The sequence below is a fragment of the Streptomyces sp. 142MFCol3.1 genome, from assembly GCF_000424945.1.
Taxonomy (GTDB): domain Bacteria; phylum Actinomycetota; class Actinomycetes; order Streptomycetales; family Streptomycetaceae; genus Streptomyces; species Streptomyces siamensis.
Genome location: NZ_AUKV01000003.1, coordinates 272,315 through 290,512, shown reverse-complemented (window position 1 = coordinate 290,512; position 18,198 = coordinate 272,315). Strand labels below are relative to the sequence as shown.

The 18,198-nt window shown below is 71.9% G+C and carries 9 protein-coding genes; 3 read left to right on the top strand and 6 right to left on the bottom strand.

Annotated features, from left to right (window positions below):
- The first annotated feature begins 135 nt into the window (after positions 1-135).
- Complete coding sequence (locus tag H305_RS0105925) at positions 136-2,061, top strand: helix-turn-helix domain-containing protein (protein WP_028799604.1); 1,926 nt, start codon at positions 136-138, stop codon at positions 2,059-2,061.
- A gap of 82 nt (positions 2,062-2,143) precedes the next feature.
- Here H305_RS0105925 and H305_RS0105920 read toward each other — a convergent pair whose 3' ends face one another.
- The 3 genes from H305_RS0105920 to H305_RS0105910 form a co-directional block, all read right to left on the bottom strand.
- The gene (locus tag H305_RS0105920; protein ID WP_028799603.1) at positions 2,144-3,547 is read right to left on the bottom strand and encodes an MFS transporter; all 1,404 of its coding nucleotides are present in this window, start codon (positions 3,545-3,547) and stop codon (positions 2,144-2,146) included.
- A 193-nt stretch (positions 3,548-3,740) separates the two neighbouring features.
- Positions 3,741-6,773, bottom strand: a complete 3,033-nt coding sequence (locus H305_RS44600; RefSeq protein ID WP_234020628.1) for a SpoIIE family protein phosphatase — start codon at positions 6,771-6,773, stop codon at positions 3,741-3,743.
- 496 nt (positions 6,774-7,269) lie between these two features.
- Positions 7,270-8,628, bottom strand: a complete 1,359-nt coding sequence (locus H305_RS0105910; protein ID WP_051370384.1) for a diacylglycerol/lipid kinase family protein — start codon at positions 8,626-8,628, stop codon at positions 7,270-7,272.
- Positions 8,629-9,203: 575 nt separating this feature from the next.
- On the opposite strand from H305_RS0105910, the gene H305_RS0105905 reads away from it, so the two are divergent.
- Positions 9,204-10,847 (top strand): sigma-70 family RNA polymerase sigma factor, encoded by a 1,644-nt coding sequence (locus H305_RS0105905; protein WP_028799601.1) that lies wholly within the window; start codon positions 9,204-9,206, stop codon positions 10,845-10,847.
- Positions 10,848-11,199: 352 nt separating this feature from the next.
- On the opposite strand, the gene H305_RS0105900 is transcribed toward H305_RS0105905, so the two are convergent.
- From H305_RS0105900 to H305_RS0105890, 3 genes are all read right to left on the bottom strand, one after another.
- Entirely contained in the window at positions 11,200-11,895 is a 696-nt protein-coding gene (locus H305_RS0105900) for an LPXTG cell wall anchor domain-containing protein (RefSeq protein ID WP_028799600.1), read from the bottom strand.
- A gap of 411 nt (positions 11,896-12,306) precedes the next feature.
- Complete coding sequence (locus H305_RS0105895) at positions 12,307-14,388, bottom strand: NPCBM/NEW2 domain-containing protein (protein ID WP_028799599.1); 2,082 nt, start codon at positions 14,386-14,388, stop codon at positions 12,307-12,309.
- 408 nt (positions 14,389-14,796) lie between these two features.
- Positions 14,797-15,276, bottom strand: a complete 480-nt coding sequence (locus H305_RS0105890; RefSeq protein WP_028799598.1) for a hypothetical protein — start codon at positions 15,274-15,276, stop codon at positions 14,797-14,799.
- 41 nt (positions 15,277-15,317) lie between these two features.
- Here H305_RS0105890 and H305_RS0105885 point away from each other — a divergent pair, with 41 nt between their 5' ends.
- Complete coding sequence (locus tag H305_RS0105885) at positions 15,318-18,098, top strand: helix-turn-helix transcriptional regulator (protein WP_028799597.1); 2,781 nt, start codon at positions 15,318-15,320, stop codon at positions 18,096-18,098.
- The last annotated feature ends 100 nt before the right edge of the window (positions 18,099-18,198 follow it).

The window sequence follows — 18,198 nt, the reverse complement described above, 5'->3', positions numbered from 1 at the left end:
CGCCCCGCGTGCCGCCGTCCGCCGCTCGCGGGCAGCGGCCCGGGCCGAGGCGTGCGACCGGCCGGCGTCCGGTGCGGGCCGGGGAGTTGTCCACAGGCCGGTGGCACCGGCCCTGAGATGCGCGATCCTGTGACCATGTCCCGCGATCACGTCCCCTCCGTCGAGCCCTCCGCCGACAGCGCCGAGGCGCCGTTCCTGGAGCTTCTGGCCCGCGGCGCGTCCGCCGACGCGTACGAGCAGCCGGTGCTGCTCGCCCGCGCCGAGGGCCGATCCGCCGAGCGCGTCGCCGCGCTCGACCGGGCCCGGCTGCTCGCCCTGCGCGTGCGCTCGGACATGGAGGGCCGGCGCCGGCGTGAGGCGGAGCTGTCGGCGCTGTTCGAGACGGCGCACGACCTGGCGGGCCTGCGCGACCTCGATGCCGTGCTGCAGGCGATCGTCCAGCGGGCCCGCTCACTTCTGAGCACCGACGTCGCCTACCTCAGCCTGAACGACCCGGACCGCGGCGACACCTACATGAGAGTCACGGAGGGCTCGGTCGCCGCGCGCTTCCAGCAGCTGCGCCTCGGCATGGGCGAGGGCCTCGGCGGGCTCGTCGCGCAGACCGCCCGCCCCTATGTCACCGACGACTACTTCAAGGACGCGCGCTTCCAGCACACCCACACCATCGACGCGGGCGTGCGGGACGAAGGACTCGTCGCGATCCTCGGTGTTCCGCTGATGATCGGATCCCAGGTCATCGGCGTCCTGTTCGCCGCGGACCGCCGTGCGCGGGTGTTCGAGCGCGAACAGATCGCCCTGCTCGGCTCGTTCGCGGCCCTGGCCGCCGCCGCCATCGACACGGCGAACCGGCTCGCGGAGACCCGTTCCGCACTGGACCGACTCGGCCGCGCCCACGAGATCATCAGGGACCGCAGCGGAGTGATCGAGCGCGCGTCGGACGTCCACGACCGGCTCGCCGAACTCGTGCTGCGCGGCGGCGGAGTGCACGACGTGGCCGCCGCCGTGTCGGAGGTCCTCGACGGAGCCGTCGAGTTCACCGAGGCGGACGAGGCACCGGCCGCCGCGGTGGAGGCGTCCCGTGCCGACGGCCACGCCGTGCGGCACAAGGACGACTGGGTCGCCGCGGTCGCCGCCGGTGGCGAGCTGCTCGGCGCGCTGGTGCTGCACGGGCATCCGGGCCTGGACCCGGTCGACCAGCGCACCCTGGAGCGCGCGGCGATGGTCACCTCGCTCCTCCTGCTCGCGCGGCGCTCGGCGTCCGATGCCGAACAACGCGTCCGGGGCGAGCTGCTGGACGACCTGCTGGACGCGCGTGACCGCGACCCGCGTCTGTTGCGCGAGCGGGCCGCCCGACTCCAGGCCGATCTCGACCGGCCCCATGTCGTGCTGGCCGCCCGGCTGGACACCGCAGCCCTGGACGCCGACCGCGAGGCGGCCGGGCGCAGACGCCTGTGGGCCGCCGCCTCCCACCTCGCCACCACCCGGCACGGACTGGCCGCCGCCCGGGACGGCGGCACCGTACTGCTGCTTCCCCTGGAGCCCGGTGACACCGCGACGGACCTGGCCCGGCGTACGGCGCGGCACCTCGGCGGCGCGGTGAGCGAAGGGGTCACCGTGGGCGCCTCCGCCCCCGTCGAGCAGCTCGCCGCCCGCCCCGACGCGGTGGCGTCGGCGTACGCGGAGGGGCAGCGCTGTCTGGAGGCCCTGCGGCTGCTGGGCCGGATCGGGGACGGCGCGGCCGCCGAGGATTTCGGGTTCCTGGGACTGCTGCTCGCCGGGGACCGGGACATCTCGGGATTCGTCGAGCGCACCATCGGCGGCGTCGTGGACTACGACGAACGCCGCGGGACCGATCTGCTGCGCACCATGGACGCCTATTTCGCGTGCGGCATGAGTCCGGCCCGCACGAAGGACGACCTGCATGTGCATGTGAACACGGTGGCGCAGCGCCTGGAGCGGGTCGGACGGCTGCTGGGGGACGACTGGCAGAGCCCCGCGCGCGCCCTGGAGATCCAACTCGCCCTGCGGCTGCACCGGTTGTCGACCACCACACGGCACTGACCCCCGTGCGCTTCGCGCGCACGGGGGCCGGTGAAGGGCAGCTCTTCGGCGCGGTGCGAGGACCGGGCCGAAGGCCGGGGGATCAGGCGGTGCGGGCGTCCGCCTTCTCCGCCGCGACGGGACGGTCCTCGACCGGTGCGTCCACGTCGGCCAGATCGCGGTGCCTGGTCTCCTTGGCGCAGCCCACCGCGACCAGCGTCAGGACGGCCGCCGCGATCACGTACAGGGAGATCATGGTGGAGCCGCCGGTGGAGTCCAGCAGCGCGGTGGCGATGAGGGGCGCGGGCGCACCGGCAGCGACCGAGGCGAACTGCGCGCCGATGGACGCACCGGAGTAGCGCATCCGCGTCGCGAACATCTCGGAGAAGAAGGCCGCCTGCGGCGCGTACATCGCGCCGTGCAGCACCAGGCCGACGGTGACGGCGAGGATCAGGTTCCCGAAGCTGCCGGTGTCCACGAGTGAGAAGAAGGGGAAGGCCCACAGACCGACGCCGGCGGCGCCCAGCAGATACACGGGCCTGCGGCCGATCCGGTCCGACAGCGCGCCCCAGGCCGGAATCACCGCGAAGTGCACGGCGGAGGCGATGAGTACGGCGTTCAGCGCCGTCTGCTTGGAGACGTCCGCGGCGGTCGTCGCGTACACGAGGACGAAGGCAGTGATCACGTAGTAGCTGATGTTCTCCGCCATGCGGGCGCCCATCGCGATGAGCACGTCCCGCCAGTGGTGCCGCAGTACCGCGACCAGCGGCAGCTTCTCCACCTCCGAGTCGTCCGAGGTGCGGGCCGCCTTGCGGGCCTCGGCCTGTGCCAACGCCCGCTTGAACACCGGGGATTCATCGACAGAAAGACGTATCCACAAACCGACCATCACCAGGAGGCCGGAGAGCAGGAACGGGATACGCCATCCCCAGGAGCCGAACGCGTCGTCCGACAGGGTGGCGGTGAGCAGCGACAGCACACCGGTGGCCAGCAGCTGCCCCGCCGGCGCGCCGGTCTGCGGCCACGAGGCCCAGAAACCCCGGCGCTTGGCGTCCCCGTGCTCGGACACCAGCAGGACCGCGCCGCCCCATTCGCCGCCCAGCGCGAATCCCTGCACGAGGCGCAGCGTGGTCAGCAGCACCGGCGCGGCCGAGCCGACTGTGGCGTGTGTGGGCAGCAGTCCGATCGCGAACGTCGCCCCGCCCATCATCAACAGGCTGAGCACCAGCAGCTTCTTGCGCCCGAGCCGGTCGCCGTAGTGCCCGAAGACGAGCGCGCCGACGGGCCGGGCGGCGAACCCCACCGCGTACGTCAGGAACGAGAGCAGGGTGCCGACGAGCGGGTCGGACCCCGGGAAGAACAGCTTGTTGAACACCAGGGCGGCGGCGGAGCCGTAGAGGAAGAAGTCGTACCACTCGATGGTCGTGCCGATGAGGCTGGCGGCGACGATGCGCTTGAGACTGGCGGGAGTGCCCGGGGATGGGGGAGCGGTTGCTGCGGAGGCCATGTGCGCCACTTCCTCGTGTGCGGTGGGGACGGGTACGTGTCGGCACACGTTAGGAACACGCAGGTCGGGCGCACATGTGGTGGGACAACATACTTCGGGGGCGGTCTGTGCGTGCAACCCCTATGCCGTCTCATGGAAGGGCGGTTCGGAGCCTCGAAGGTCGAGAAGAGCAGCGCCGCTTGGGGCGCAATGATCAGACCGAGGTGGTGGGGAGGGGCTGTTCGGTCCAGATGGACTTGCCGGCGCGGGTGTGCCGGGTGCCCCAGCGCTGGCAGAGCGCGGAGATGAGCTGCAGGCCGCGGCCGCCCTCGTCGGTGGCGGAGGAGTGGCGGATGTGCGGTGTGGTCAGGCTGGCGTCGGAGACCTCGCAGATCAGTGCGCGGCTGCGGAGCATACGCAGCCGGATGGGCCCGTAGGCGTGCCGGACGACGTTCCCGACCAGCTCGCTGACCAGGAGTTCGGTGGTCATGATCAAGTCCTCGTCGGCGAGGTCCCAGTCGGTGAGCTGGGCGCGGACCAGGCTGCGGGCCTGGCCGGCGGCCACCGGGTCCTCGGGCAACGGCCACTCGGCGACGTTCTCCGCGTCGAGCGAGTGGGTGCGGACCAGCAGCAGGGCGGCGTCGTCTATCAGTGCGCCATGGGCGGGGAGGAGCGCGGAGGTGAGGGCGGCGCACAGGGCGTCCAGGTCCGACGCGTCCGCCGTCGCGTCCGGCATGGCCTGCACGGACTCACGGAGGAGCTCGGCGAGGCGGTTCATACCGGTGGCGACGTCCCTGTCCTTGCTCTCGACCAGGCCGTCGCTGTAGAGGGCGAGCAGGCTGTCGGCGGGCAGGAGGGTCTCGCGGGTCTCGAAGGGCGGAGAGGCCACGCCCAGCGGTGGGTCGGGGTTCATGGACAAGAAGGTGACGGTGCCGTCGGGGTGGGCCACCGCCGGGGGCGCCTGACCGGCGCTGGCGTACGACAGACACCGGGTCACCGGGTCGTAGATGCCGTACAGACAGGTCACGAAGGCATCGGTGCCCAGCTCGCCGACGATGTCGTTGAGGTGGCCGAGGATCTCGTCGGGCGGCAGCTCCAGCTCCGAGAGGGTGCGGACGGCGGTGCGGAGCCTGCCCATGGTGGCCGCCTCGGCCATGCCGTGGCCCATCACGTCGCCGATCACGAGCGCCACCCGGGCCGCGGAGAGCGGGATCACGTCGTACCAGTCGCCACCGACGTCGGCTCCCTGCTTGGCCGACTGATAGCGCGCCGCCGTCGTCACCTCGGGCAGCACGGGGAGCGCCTGCGGAAGCAGGCTGCGCTGGAGCGTACGGGCCCGGGTCGTCGCCTCGTCGTAGAGCCCGGCCCGCTCCAGGGCCTGTGCGGTCAGTCCGCTGAGCGCGGTCAGCAGCGTCCGCTCGTCATCGTCCAGCACGCGCGGCCGGTGGAAGCCGATCACCGCGGCGCCGATCCCGCGCCCCGATACGGCCAACGGCAGAAAGGCCCACGCTTGCTTGCCGCCCTCCTGGATCAGGATCTCGGTCCCCGGGTACCGCTTCAGGAACTCCTCAGCGGAGGAGACGCAGATGGGCGTGCGGGTCCGCAGGGCGTCCACCACCGGGCTCGCGGTGTCCCGCAGCGACCACTGCCCGTCCAGCAGCCGGGTGAAGTGCTCCGAATACCCCTGGGAGCCGATCACGTTCAGTCGGTCGCCGACGACGCCGAGCATGATGAGTCCGCTGGCCCCGAGGGGTGTCATCACGCCGTCGGCCACCGCCGTCATCACATCCTGGGCGGTGACGGCCTCGGCCAGCTCCCGCGTGATCCGCTGCACGAGACAAGCGCGCTCCGCAGCCGCACGCTCCGCGGCGACGCGCTCGGCCTCCCGCAGGTGTCGCTCGGTGGTGTCGGTGATGTAGAGCGTGAGGCCTTCCGGCACCGGTACCAGCCGCAGGTGGTACCAGGACGCCCCGTCCGAACCCGGTACGTCGAATCCGGCCGGCCGGCCCTCGGCCGCCGTGGCCCGGCACCGCTGCTCCAGCCCCGGCACGGCACGTACCGCGGGGATGTCCCAGAGCAGTGCTCCGGCCACATCTCCCGCGGCGCCCAGGAGCCGCTCGGCGGCCTGATTGAGAAATCCGATGCGCCAGTCCGAGTCCAGAGAGACGAAGCCGTCGCTCATGTGCTGCAGCGCCCGCCCCACCGACTCGGCGGCGGCATGCGTTTCACTGCTGTCCCGAAGGGTGCCGATCACCTTCACCGGCGTCCCCTCCGCGTCCGTGATCGTCCTGGCACCGGCTTCGATCCAGACGTACGTGCCGTCCTGGCGACGGATCCGGTACTCGTTCTGGAAGCCGCCGCGCAGTTGGATGCCCGTGTCGAAGCCGGCCACCGCACCCGGCAGGTCGTCCGGGTGGATCAGCTCCGCCCACGCCTCGATGCCGCCGCCCATCACCTCCGGATCGATGCCGGGCAGCACCTCCTCGACGGGCAGGTCGGAGGTCAGCTCGCCGGTGCGCAGGTCCCAGGTGTAGGTGAGGGTGGGCGTCCCTTCCCTGTCGTCCCACGGGGAGGCCTCCCGCGGTCCTGGCTCGTTCTCCAGGGCGCGCAGCAGGGTGGGGGACGGATTGAGGATCCCGGACGACCTGAGCCTCGCGGACATCCAGGCCGCCACCTCGCTCAGAAACGCGCGCTCCGCCGCGCCGACCGTGGCGCCCGGCGCGAAGAGAACGGAGAGCGCGCCGCGGCGCGAGCCACAGCCCGCGATGGGGACGGCCAGGTGACCGATGCCGGCGGTGAGCCGGGCAGGCCACATGACCGCGGGGTCCCGACCCGGTACCGGGTCGGGCGGGGCAAGCTCGGGCTGCCAGGCGATGGTGTCGTAGCGGGCGGCCCTGCTGGGCGGCGCCGTGCCCCGTACCGGAATGATGACCCAGGGCCGGGTCATCGACTCCGGCAGGCCGCTGTCGGAGACCATGTAGAGGATGCCGCTCATGCCGCCGCCCGGGAGATGCACCATGCCGCCCAGGCCGTGCACCTCGGCCACCGCCTGCTGGAGCGCGGTCAGCAGCACGTCGACATCGCGCCGGCCCTCGTCGACGGCGTCGAGCAGCAGCATGCGCATGCGGTGTCGGTCCATGGGCGGTACGGCCTGCAGGGTCCGCAGGCCGTGTGTCTGGCGCAGCGGACGGGGGACGTGGGGTATGGACGAGTCGGTTCTCTCCGCGTCGCCGCCTCTGGTGTTCACCACTGTCGACTGTCGCCTCCGCTCACCGCTTGGGCACCCGCTGAGCCGTATGCGATCGGACATGGACCCACAGCGGTCTACATTCATCGCATCCAACCTAATTAGAACAACTTAGGCGATTTCATCCGCTCAGGTGAACTGTCTATGGTCGATCAACCGTACGTGGTGTCGACTCACGCTGTGTCACCACCGAGGATTCGCCCCCGGGCTCGGCGCCGTGGCGGTACCAGCAGCGCGCTTCATCAGGCGGCGGAGAGCGGTGCTGGCAGGGCGGTGAACCCGGCGGTGGACAGCGATGCCTGAGGGCGGTGCCCTATCGCGCGATGACCCTTCGATCAGGGCTGGGCGCGACGCGCATGTGCTGCCGCGCGAGGGGTCAGGCCGCCCGGAAGCGCCCCGGCTCCACCCTCTCGACCAGTCCTCGTCCGAGCGGCCGGTCCAGGTGATGGACCGCCGGCCATACCGCGGCGGGATCGGCGACCGGGGCTGAGCTCGGTCAGGTGCGGGTCGCTCCCGGGAGCTTGCGCTCCGTGGGCGCGAACGCGAGGTCGACGAGCCTTCGCCAGTTCACGGGCGGTGCGGGAACCGCGACGCCCGGGCGGTCGTGGGGCACCAGGACCCGCAGGGCGCCGGCGCGCAGGGAACACACCACCGGCGTCGGCATCCGCAGGGCCTCACCGTCCACCGCCACCGGGATCGTGTCCTCGTCGGACGTCACCTCGACCCGCCGCGCGGTCGTGATGGTCAGGCCCTGCGCCTGCGAGCCCCGCACGGCCACGTCCGCGGCCTGCGCCGCGCCCTCCACCCGCACCGCCAGTACGCCCAGTTCGCCGCCGTCGAGCCGTGCCCTGCGTCCGGCGCCGCTCAGTTCCTCGGGGGAGACGTAAGGGTTGTTGCTGACGAGCAGCGCCTGCTGGGAGGAGAGCACGGTCTCGTCGACCCGCGCGTCGAGCCTCCGTGCCTGGTCGCCCGCCAGCAGATCCGGCATGAGGTTCAGCGCGGTGGCCGCCTTGGCGTCGCGGTACTCGGGCCTCTGCACGATGTCCGCGTACACACCGAACGACACCGTGTTGACGAAGGCGCGCCCCGCGACGTCGCCCAGGTCGACCCGGATCTCCTCGCCGCCCGTGAGCGCGTCGAGGCAGCGTGCCGGGTCGGACCTGTCGAGGCCGAGGTCCATGGCGAAGTGGTTGCGGGTACCGGCGGAGACGACGAGGAAGGGCAGGTCGTGCTCGGCGGCGACCGCCGCGACCAGCGCCTGGGTGCCGTCGCCGCCCGCGACCCCGAGCAGATCGGCGCCCTCGGCCACGGCCTGACGGGCCAGCGCGGCGACGTCGGCCGGGGCGGAAGGGTCGAGCAGGATCACCCGCGCCCCGAGCTCCTCCGCGCGCTCGACGAGACCGAATCGGCCGACCTTCCCGTCACCGGACTTCGGGTTCATGACGATGACCGCCCGCCTCGGGCGGGGCGCGGGGACGGGGCGCTGCGACCGTGGCGGACGCGCCCTGCGCAGCGCCGACCGGCCGCAGGCCAGGGCCGCGGTCCAGCACAGGCTCGAGGCCAGTGCCGTCAGCCACAGGCCGCCGTGCGCGAACAGCACCAGGACACCGACGGGCGCGGCGACCGCGACGACGGCCCCGAACAGTCGCACCGCGCCCCGGTGCGCCAGGAACCACCAGCCTCCGGCAGCGCAGACGATCAGCCCGAGAAGCCCTGCACCGACGATGAGCAGCCCGCCCGCTCCCAGCGCGACCAGCAGGACCACCGCGGCGGCGGCCGCCGCCAGAAGGGCGCACCGGGCGAGCAGCCTTCCGGCCGGCCCGCCACCTGGGCTCGTCACCCGTGTCCTGCCCATGTCGCCCTCCCGGCGTGCTGCCCATCCCGTTCCGACCCGCGCGTGCGAGCGAGGCCGAGGCCCTGAAGGAAGACAAGGCGCGGCCCGTCACGACCGGCTCGACGTGCCGGGAGCAGTCCCCGTCGGGGCCGCTGCCGAAACGTCACCCCCGAAGTCAACCACCACCCGGAGCGGACACCGGTGTCGCCACCGCCGGGCAGACCGGGGCGATGACGACGTGGGTGAAGGCCACCGGTACGCGCGGCACGACGGAAAGAATGTGGCCGCGCGGATGCCGGAGACTACGGCGTCGATCGCCGTCTCCGTGCCGTCCGGGCGCAGTTGCCCGCCGAGCGGACCCGGGAGCGCGGCACATTTCCGTCAAGTCATGCCCCTTCGTCCGTCTTTGGGGCCTCGACCGGGAGCGGCATTCTTGTCCGCCGGGTGTGCCGATGTGACGTCCTCCATTGCGGTCGCCCGCCCCTGCGGACAGCCTCTCGGGAAACGAGTGACCGAATAACTGTTATCCGGGGCTCGCCGAGCGGTCTCCCATGTGTCGGACAGCATCGTTCGGAGCCGAGGACGGGGAAGTTTTGATGAGCACACAGCGCACGGCGGCGTCGGTGGCACTGGTGACCGCCGCGCGGAAAGGCGACCCGGAAGCCCAGGACGCCTTGGTCAGCGCGTACCTCCCGCTGGTCTACAACATCGTGGGGCGGGCGCTGAACGGCTCGGTCGACGTCGACGACGTGGTGCAGGAGACCATGCTCCGCGCCCTCGACGCGCTCGAGGACCTGCGCACCCCTGAGAGCTTCCGCTCCTGGCTCGTGGCGATCGCGATGAATCAGGTCCGGGCGCACTGGCGGGACCGGCAGGTCGCGCCGGACGCCGTGGAGGACACCAAGGACTTCGCCGACCCGGGCGCCGACTTCGTGGATCTGACGATGGTGCGGCTCCAGCTGTCCGGCCAGCGGCAGGAGACGGCGCGTGCGACACGCTGGCTGGAGCCCGACGACCGCGGACTGCTGTCGCTGTGGTGGCTGGAGTGCGCGGGCGAACTGACCCGCGACGAGGTGGCCGCGGCGCTGGAGCTGTCACCTCAGCACGCGGCGGTCCGAGTTCAGCGGATGAAGGCGCAACTGGAGGCCGCGCGCGTGGTGGTGCGCGCGCTCGACGCCCGGCCGCCGTGCGAGGAACTGCGGGGCGCGCTGGCCTCCTGGGACGGCCGGCCCTCGGCCCTGTGGCGCAAGCGAATAGCCCGGCACGCCCGCGGCTGCGTCTACTGCTCCGGACTGTGGAGCGGGCTGATGCCGGCCGAGGGGCTGCTCGCGGGCCTGGCGCTGGTGGCGGCCTCACCCGCGCTGCTGGAGGGAGTGCGCGCCGCCTGCCGGGAGTTGGAGGGGGTCGGCTCGGCCTCCTCGCTCGGCGCGTCCGGCGGCCACGCCGGGCCGGGTGCCGGGGCGCGCCACCGTGCCGGGCGCGGCCGGGGGACCTCCCGCGGCGAGGCCCGCCGGCTGCGGCGTGTCCGGCGCCGGGCCGTCGGCGGAGCGGTGGTGGCGGTCTGCGTCGCGGGCGGTGGTCTCTGGTACTTCGGCACGGACCCGGGGAACGGCGGCGGATCCGACGAGGCGACCGCCGTGCAGCCCGACGACCAGCACGTGGTGGACCTCTCCGCGTCCGGTCCCGCCGAGAGTTCGCCCTCGGCTACCCCGTCGCCGTCCGTATCGGCGTCCGCGTCCGAGAAGCCGAGCCCTTCCAGGACCCCGACCCACGCCAAGGAGAGCGTGTCGACCTCCCGGCAGAGCGCACGGCCGACTCCGACGGCCTCCCGGACGATCGAGGCGCAGTCGGCGCCGACGAACACCGTCACGCAGGTGGTAGCGCTGGTGAACAAGGAGCGGGCGGCCGCCGGCTGCGGGCCGCTCACGGAGGACCCTCAACTGGAGGACGCCGCGCAGGCCCACTCCGACGACATGGCGGCCCGCAACTTCTTCGAGCACACCAACCCGGACGGTACCGACCCCGGCCAGCGCATCACCGCCGCCGGTTACCGCTGGTCCACGTACGGCGAGAACATCGCGCAGGGGCAGCAGACCCCCGAGGCGGTGATGGAGTCCTGGATGAACAGCCCCGGCCACCGCGCCAACATACTCAACTGCTCGTTCAAGAACATCGGCGTGGGTGTCCACAGGGGGTCCGGCGGCCCGTGGTGGACGCAGGACTTCGGCGCCAAGCTCTGAGGGGACGGGCGCCGTTCGCGCCCAGACGCTCGCGGCGAGGCCCTGGGGCACGTCGTCCGCCCTCCGGAAGGCTTCCGCCTCGCCGGCGAAGGGCTGGACGGTGACGACCGGCGACGCCGCTGGGGGACCGACCGCGAGGGCGGGCCCCAGCAACGACAAGCTCAGCGGCGGCGCACCGCGCCGGTCCGAACGGCGAGTGAAGAGACGTTGCTCAAGGGGGCACCCGGCCTGATGTCCGGCTGGATGCGCTACGGCGAGCGTTCGCCCGGTACGACGCTTGGTCCCCCGGACACGACGGTGCCCCCGTCTCGTCACCTGGACGAGCGCGGGGGCACCCTCATGCACGGTGAAGTCAGCCCCGGGAGGCCCTGCGACGCCGCAGCACCAGGTAACCGCCCGCGGCCACCAGCGCCGCCGCGACGCCCGACAGCGGGCCCACCGGGGCGCTGCTACCGGTCTCGGCCAGATCGCCGCCGCTCTGCGCGGACGGGGAGGCGGCGGGGGACGGTGCCGCCCCGCCCTCGCTGGAAGAGGCACTTGGCGCGCTGGTCGCGCCGGCTGAATCCGAAGGCGAGGACGATGTCGGCGAGGAGGGCGACGCCGACGCGGACGGTGCCGTGCTGCCACCACCGCCCTCGGAGCCCTTGCAGTCTGTCCAGAACACCTTGTGCTTGGCGGCTCCCTTCTCGCCGTCGAAGTTCCAGAACAGCTTGTAGTGCCCGTCGGGCAGCGAGAGGTCCGCCGTACGGCCATGGCCGTCGCCAGACAGAGTGATGGCACCGGACTTCACGGTCTCGCCCTTGGTGGTGGCGGTCGGCGCCCAGGCTTCGATGTGCCAGTCGATCGTCTGGGCCGCGTCGAAACCGAAGGCGTCGAGGTAGAACGTGCAGACGTGCGGCTCGTTGCGGCGCAGCTCTTCGCCTGTCTTGGCGTCGTGGATCTTCACCGTCCCGTTGTCACCAGGAGCGGTGGCGTGCGCGACCGGCGCGAGGAGCAGTGCGGTCGAAACGCCGGCGGTCAGCGCGCCGGCGCGGATGAGGGTACGCATGGGGCAGGCCCATCTTCGAGATGCGAATGGGAAGATGTGGAGGGGGCGGCTAAGCCTCCAGTGCGTCCTGACGACGGTTCAAGCACGAGCAGGCAACGAATGGGCCTCCTGGCGGGGAGTCCGCCCTGCGCGTCACGACGGGTGCCCCGGCGGGCTCTGATCGCCCCCCGCGGGGGACCGACTTCCGTCCGCGTACCCGAGCAGGATGTACTTGCCCAGCTTGACCGCTGCTTCCGACGTGAGTCTGGACTCGAACCTGCGACATCGGAGGGGGAAAACGGATCGAGGGCCGGTGAGGCCCGAGGCCGGGCGAGGCGCGGACCTTCGCGCTCGCCTGCGCCGGATCACCCCCGCCCGTGCGGGGACGGTCCCCGCACGGGCTCGAGGGTGATCGGCCCCGTGGGAGCCGATTCAGCAGGTGGCGTTCAGACCGGCCCAGTCGGCGCGGTCGTTGTAGCCGCCGTCGCCGGCGTCGCCGACCACCAGGTCGAGCACCCGGACGCCGGTCAGGTCGATGTCGGCCTGGCGGATGTCGTCGCGGCTCAGCACACCGCTGTCGAACAGCACCCGGCCGTCACCGATGACCTGGAAGGTCGACGTGCCGCCCTCCGGGCCGACGTTGCGCACTGCGTCGTCGATGCCGACGGTCGTGGTCAGCCGGGTGCACCGGTCGCCGAGGTAGTAGCGGACCGTGGAGGGTGAGGCGACCCCGATACCGGTCGGGTGCACCTGGCCGAGCATGCTGATCGGGGTCCAGCCCCCGACGCTCCGGTCGACCGTCGGGCTCATCCACCCGCTGGTGGCGCTGATCCAATCGTGATGGGACAGGACGACGTCGCCGTCCGGTGCCGCCGGTGCCACGACCAGCGACGTGGCCGTCTCCTGCCGCAGCCGTCCCACGCCGGTCACCTCGTACGAGGTGGTGGCGGTCAGGGCGGCGCTGCCCGGCGCGGCGGTGGTCGGCAGGGTCATCGTGAAGGCGAGGGTCACGGAGCGCTGGGACGCCAGCAGCTTCGGCGCCCTACCGAGCGGACGGGCTGTCCACCCGGCGGGCACCGCAAGCTCGACGCGCGGCGTGAAGACCGGCCGCGCACCGTCGTTGCGGACGGTGACCTCGACCCGGGCCCGGTCGCCGCCGGCGACCACCGGGGCGACTCCGGCCGGCACCGCGTCGTCACCGACCTCCGTCACCTGCGGCAGGCCGGCGACGACGTGCGGAACGCCGGGCTTGCCCGTCGCCGGGGCGACCCGGAACAGGGCCGCGCCGTGGGCCGGGACGGCGGCACTGATGGTGCCGGCGCTCTCGGTGACCTGGTCGGTCCAGGCGTTCTTGAGGGTGAACCGATCCCCGGTCAGCCCGACCGACGACGCCTTCGTGGTCAGGGTCGCAGGGCTGTCGCCCCGGTTCAGCAGTACCACCGCGCGGTCACCGTCGGCCAGCCGCTTCACCCAGGTCTCCGTCGTGCCCGCGGGGCCCACGCGAACGGCCTGGACACCGGCGGGGTCCTGGTTGATCGCGATGACGTCGCGGTCCGAGAGGATGCCGAGCGAGGTCTTGCTGAGCTTACGGACGTCGCTGCCGATCATCAGCGGCGCGGCCGCCGCCGACCAGAGCGTCATCTGGGTACGGAATTCTTCGTCGGTCATCCCCAGTTCGGGTCCGAGGTAGTCCGGGTCGTTGAAGTGTCCCGGCCCGGCGGCCTCGGGGTGCCGCGCGTTCGCGTCGTAGTTCCGCAGCACGTCCTTGTACTTGATCTCGCCGACGAAACCGACATCCGTGTACGTCCGCCAGGACTGCGCGATCGCCGGTGCGTAGGACCAGGAGTACGTCGACTGCTGGGTCTCCGGGTAGTTGCCCCAGTCCGGGGAAGTGACCGGGTTGCAGAGGTTGAAGATCATGGGGCGCCCGCCGGCGTTGTTCCGCAGCGCCTGCGCGAACTGGGTGTAGACGGTCTTCGGGTCGAGGTCCGCGGCGATCCCGCAGAGGTAATCCGCCTTGACCGCGTCGAACTCCCAGGCGGCGAACTGGTTCGCGTCGTGCTGGTAGTGGCCGTGGCTGCCGAGTCCGCACTTGCCTGGAATGTACGGTCCGGCGTCGGTGTAGATGCCCGCCTTCAGGCCCTTGGCGTGGATGTAGTCGACCAGCGGCTTCAGCCCGTTCGGGAACTGGTCGGGGTTGGCCACCAGGTCGCCGGCCGAGTTGCGCGGGGTCGGCGCCGCCCAGTTGCCGTCGATCCAGACGTACTGGTAGCCGGCGTCGCGCAGTCCGCTGCTGACCAGGAAGTCCGCCGTCGACTTGACTTCCGCCTCGGTCGGATCGCCACCCAGCGCGTAGTAGGTGTTCCAGCCCATGTAGGGCGTCGGGCTCAGCTCCTGCCGAGGCGCCGGGGCCGTGACGGCGGCACTGTCGGCCGGAGGGGCGGCGTGGGCGGGTGCCTGCACGACCAGCAGGCCGGTCAGGAGAGCCAGGAGGACGGTGAGATGTCGTTTCACATCGGATCCTTCGCTGTCCGATCAGGCGTGCCGAACCGTCACGGTCGTGAGTCTGAGGCACCGCTGCCCGGCGGAAGGTGCGGCGGTCGTTCCCAGGACCGGTCAACGCCCGCTCGCCTACGGGTTGGTTGCCAGGATCCTGCAGCGGCCACCGGCGCACGTCAATAATAATTCCTAAATTAATAGTTAGTGATGGATCCTCGTTCGGTACCCCAACTACCGCCTGCGAGGCGGTACATGCCCCAGAACGGACAGCAGCCGCCGGAACGCCGGGTACCGACGGGCGAGTTGTTCCGGTCCGCGGTGGCCCGGTCGACCTCCGCGAACGCCCCGCGGGGCGGCCGGGTGGACCCGGAGTGGGCCGCTCGGCCGCCCCGCGGGGCGTGTTCAGGCGTCAGGCGTGGTCGGTCACCGCAGGCTTCGCAGGCCCGAGCGGATCTCGTTCACGAGGAGCTCCGGCTGCTCCCAGGCGGCGAAGTGGCCGCCCTTGGGGAGCTTGTTGTAGTGGACGAGGTTCGGGTAAGCCTGCTCGGCCCAGCTCTTCGGGGCCCGGTACATCTCGTCGGGGAAGACGCTCACGGCGACCGGGAGGGCGACGCCCTTGACCCCGAAGAAGGAGTTCTTGTTCTCCGCGTAGAGGCGAGCCGCGGAGACCGCCGTGCCGGTCAGCCAGAAGAGCGTGATGTTGTCGAGGACATCGTCCCGGGTCAGACCCTCCTTCTCACCGGCGAAGGACCGGGAGATCATGGCCAGGCTGGCCGCGTCGTGGTCGAGCAGGAAGGCCGCCAGACCGACGGGAGAATCCACCAGCCCGGTCAGCGTCTGCGGGCGCGACGCCATCAGGTAGGCGAAGTAGACGTGCCGGTACACGAAGTCCAGCTGCTCCACTGCCGCCTTCTCCTCGTCGGAGCGGGGTCAGGAGATCGACTATGGGCGTGCCCAGCCTCGATGCTCAGATCGGACTGCTGGGGCGGGACCGGGAGCTGGCCGCACTGGAGCGGGTACTGGCCGCGGCGCAGGCGGGCAGCAGCGCGGTCCTGGCCCTTCGCGGCGAGGCGGGGATCGGCAAGACCGCCTTGCTCGACTACGCGGCCGGCCGGGCCGTCGGGTTCCGGACCGCCGCCATCGCGGGCGTCGAGTCGGAGATGAGGTTTCCGTTCGCGGGCCTTCAGCAGCTTTGCACGGTCACCTGCGCGTTGGATCGGCTTCAAGAGCTGCCGGAGCCGCAGCGCGATGCGTTGTCCGTGGCGTTCGGGCTACGGGAGGGCAAGGCGCCGAATCCGTACCTGGTGGGCCTGGCCGCGCTCGATCTGCTCGCCGGCGCCGCCGAGGCGCAGCCACTGGTCTGCCTCATCGATGACGCGCAGTGGCTGGATCGGGAGTCCATGGAAGCGCTGGCGTTCGTCGCCAGGCGGTTGATGGCCGAACCGATGGCGTTGGTCTTTGCCCTGCGGGAACCTGACGATCATCGTGAGCTGACCGGCCTGCCGGAACTGATCCTCGGCGGCCTCAGCGAGTGCGCCGCCCGTACCCTGCTGGCCTCGGCTCTCCGGGTGCCCCTCGACCCACTGGTACGGGACCGGATCGTCGCCGAGGCCCACGGCAATCCGATGGCCCTGCTGCTGCAGCTGCCCCAAGCGCCCGCGGAGCTGGCGGGCGGATTCCGGCTACCCGGCGGGCGCCCCCTGGCAGGCCGCATCGAAAACGCCTTCTACCAGCAGTTCCGATCACTTCCGCAGGACTCCCGGCGTCTCCTGCTGATCGCCGCGGCGGAACCGACCGCAGACGCGTCCCTGCTGTGGCGCGCGGCCTGCCTGCAGGAGATACCGCAGGACGCCGCGGCGCCGGCCGAGGCCGCAGGGCTCGTCGAATTCGACGCCGGGGTGCGGTTCCACCACCCCTTGGTGCGCTCGGCCATCTATCGGCGGGCCTCTGCGCCGGATCGCCGTGCGGCACACCGAGCACTGGCGGAAGCCACCGATCCCCACCTCGACCCCGATCGCAGAGCGTGGCACCACGCTCACGCCGCCACCCGGCCGGATGAGAGCGTCGCCGTCGACCTGGAGCGCTCGGCCGGCCGGGCACAAGGCAGGGGAGGAACCGCCGCGGCAGCCTCGTTCCTGCGGCGGGCGGCGGAACTGACGCCCGATCCCGCACGCCGTGTCGCCCGCGCACTGGCCGCCGCCCGGGCCGCGATCGATGCCGGCGCGGCCGACCAGGCCTGCACGATGCTGACGGCCGCGGAGGCCGGCCCTCTGGACGACCTGCGACGCGCCCGACTCGAGCGGCTGCGAGCACGACTGGTGTTATCCCAGGTGCGAGGTGGCGACGCGGCCCGGCTCTTGCTCGACGCGGCTCATCGGCTGGCGCCTCTCCGCGCCGCCCTCGCCCGTGACACCCTCCTGGAAGCGGTCGGCGCGGCGATCTTCGCCGGCCGTCTGAGTGAGGGCCCCGGGCTTCGGGAGGTGGCCGAGGCGGCCCGCGCCGGACCGCCGCCGTCGACGGCACCGCGGACGGTCGACATCCTTCTGGACAGCGTGGTCAGCCGGATCATCGATGGCTACACCGCCGGCGTCGCCCCTCTCAGACACGCACTGCAAGCCGTACAGCAGGAGCAGGCATCCGGCGCGACGGATGAGGACCGGCGCTGGCTGTGGCTCGCCTTCCGTCTGATACCCGAGCCTCTCGCGTCCGAGCTGTGGGACGACGACGCCTGGCACCAGCTGGCGGTCGGTGCCGTCCGCATCGCCCGCGAAGCGGGGGCGCTCACCATCCTCCCGATGGCGCTGACCTACCAGGCGTTCACCCACGTCCATGCCGGCGAATTCGACACCGCAGCGGCTTTGATCGACGAGGCCACGGCGATCTCGGACGCCGTGGGCGGCGTACCCATGATGTACACATCGCTCGTGCTGGGCGCCTTGCGGGGTCAGGAGCGCCGGGCAAGGGATCTCATCGAGGCCACCATCGAAGAAGTGCGCGCCAGGGGTGAGGGGCGCAGTCTGGGCCTTGCCGAGTACTCGACCGCAGTTCTGTACAACGGCCTCGGCCGCTACGATGCCGCGCTGGCAGCCGCGACGCGCGCATGCCGATACGAGGATCTGGCCTTTTTCGGGTGGGCCCTGTCCGAGCTCATCGAGGCGGCCGTCCGCAACGGGCAGCCGGAAGTCGCGGGGACGGCACTGGACGACCTCACCGAGCGCACCCGTGCGAGCGGAACCCGGTGGGCCCTGGGGGTAGGGGCCTGCGCGCGTGCCCTGGTGACCGACGACCAGGCTGCCGAGGCGCTCTACCAGGAGGCGATCGAGCATCTCGGGGGCTGCCGCATCGCCATCCACCTGGCCCGTGCCCGACTGCTGTACGGCGAGTGGCTACGTCGTCGTAACCGCCGCCAGGAAAGCCGTGTTCAGCTGCGGTCCGCCTACGAGGCGTTCACTCGGTTCGGAGCCGGCGGCTTCGCCGAGCGCGCCCGCAAGGAGCTCTTGGCGACCGGGGAAACCGCACGCAAGCGGGCGAACGGCACCGACACCGAGCTCACCGGCCAGGAAGCCCAGATCGCCAGGCTGGCCCGAGACGGGCATACCAACCAGGAGATCGCTGCCCAGCTGTTCATCAGTCCGCGCACGGTGGAATGGCACCTCGGCAACGTTTTCGCGAAGCTCGGAGTCAGCTCTCGAAGGCAGCTTCGCTCAGTGGTGCCTCCTCCGTGACCGGAGTGCCCCGATTGGTGTCACCGGCAGCCACCACCGCGCCTGCGTAGCTCGCCCTTCTACGGCGGCGCGCTCGGCAACGGGACCCTGATCCCCGCGA

What these genes read in the sequence shown, in the direction of transcription:
- H305_RS0105925 (WP_028799604.1), top strand. Translation starts at nt 136, where the DNA reads ATGTCCCGCGATCACGTCCCCTCCGTCGAGCCCTCCGCCGACAGCGCC.
- H305_RS0105920 (WP_028799603.1), bottom strand. Translation starts at nt 3,547, where the DNA reads ATGGCCTCCGCAGCAACCGCTCCCCCATCCCCGGGCACTCCCGCCAGT.
- H305_RS0105910 (WP_051370384.1), bottom strand. Translation starts at nt 8,628, where the DNA reads ATGGGCAGGACACGGGTGACGAGCCCAGGTGGCGGGCCGGCCGGAAGG.
- H305_RS0105905 (WP_028799601.1), top strand. Translation starts at nt 9,204, where the DNA reads ATGAGCACACAGCGCACGGCGGCGTCGGTGGCACTGGTGACCGCCGCG.
- H305_RS0105900 (WP_028799600.1), bottom strand. Translation starts at nt 11,895, where the DNA reads ATGCGTACCCTCATCCGCGCCGGCGCGCTGACCGCCGGCGTTTCGACC.
- H305_RS0105885 (WP_028799597.1), top strand. Translation starts at nt 15,318, where the DNA reads ATGGGCGTGCCCAGCCTCGATGCTCAGATCGGACTGCTGGGGCGGGAC.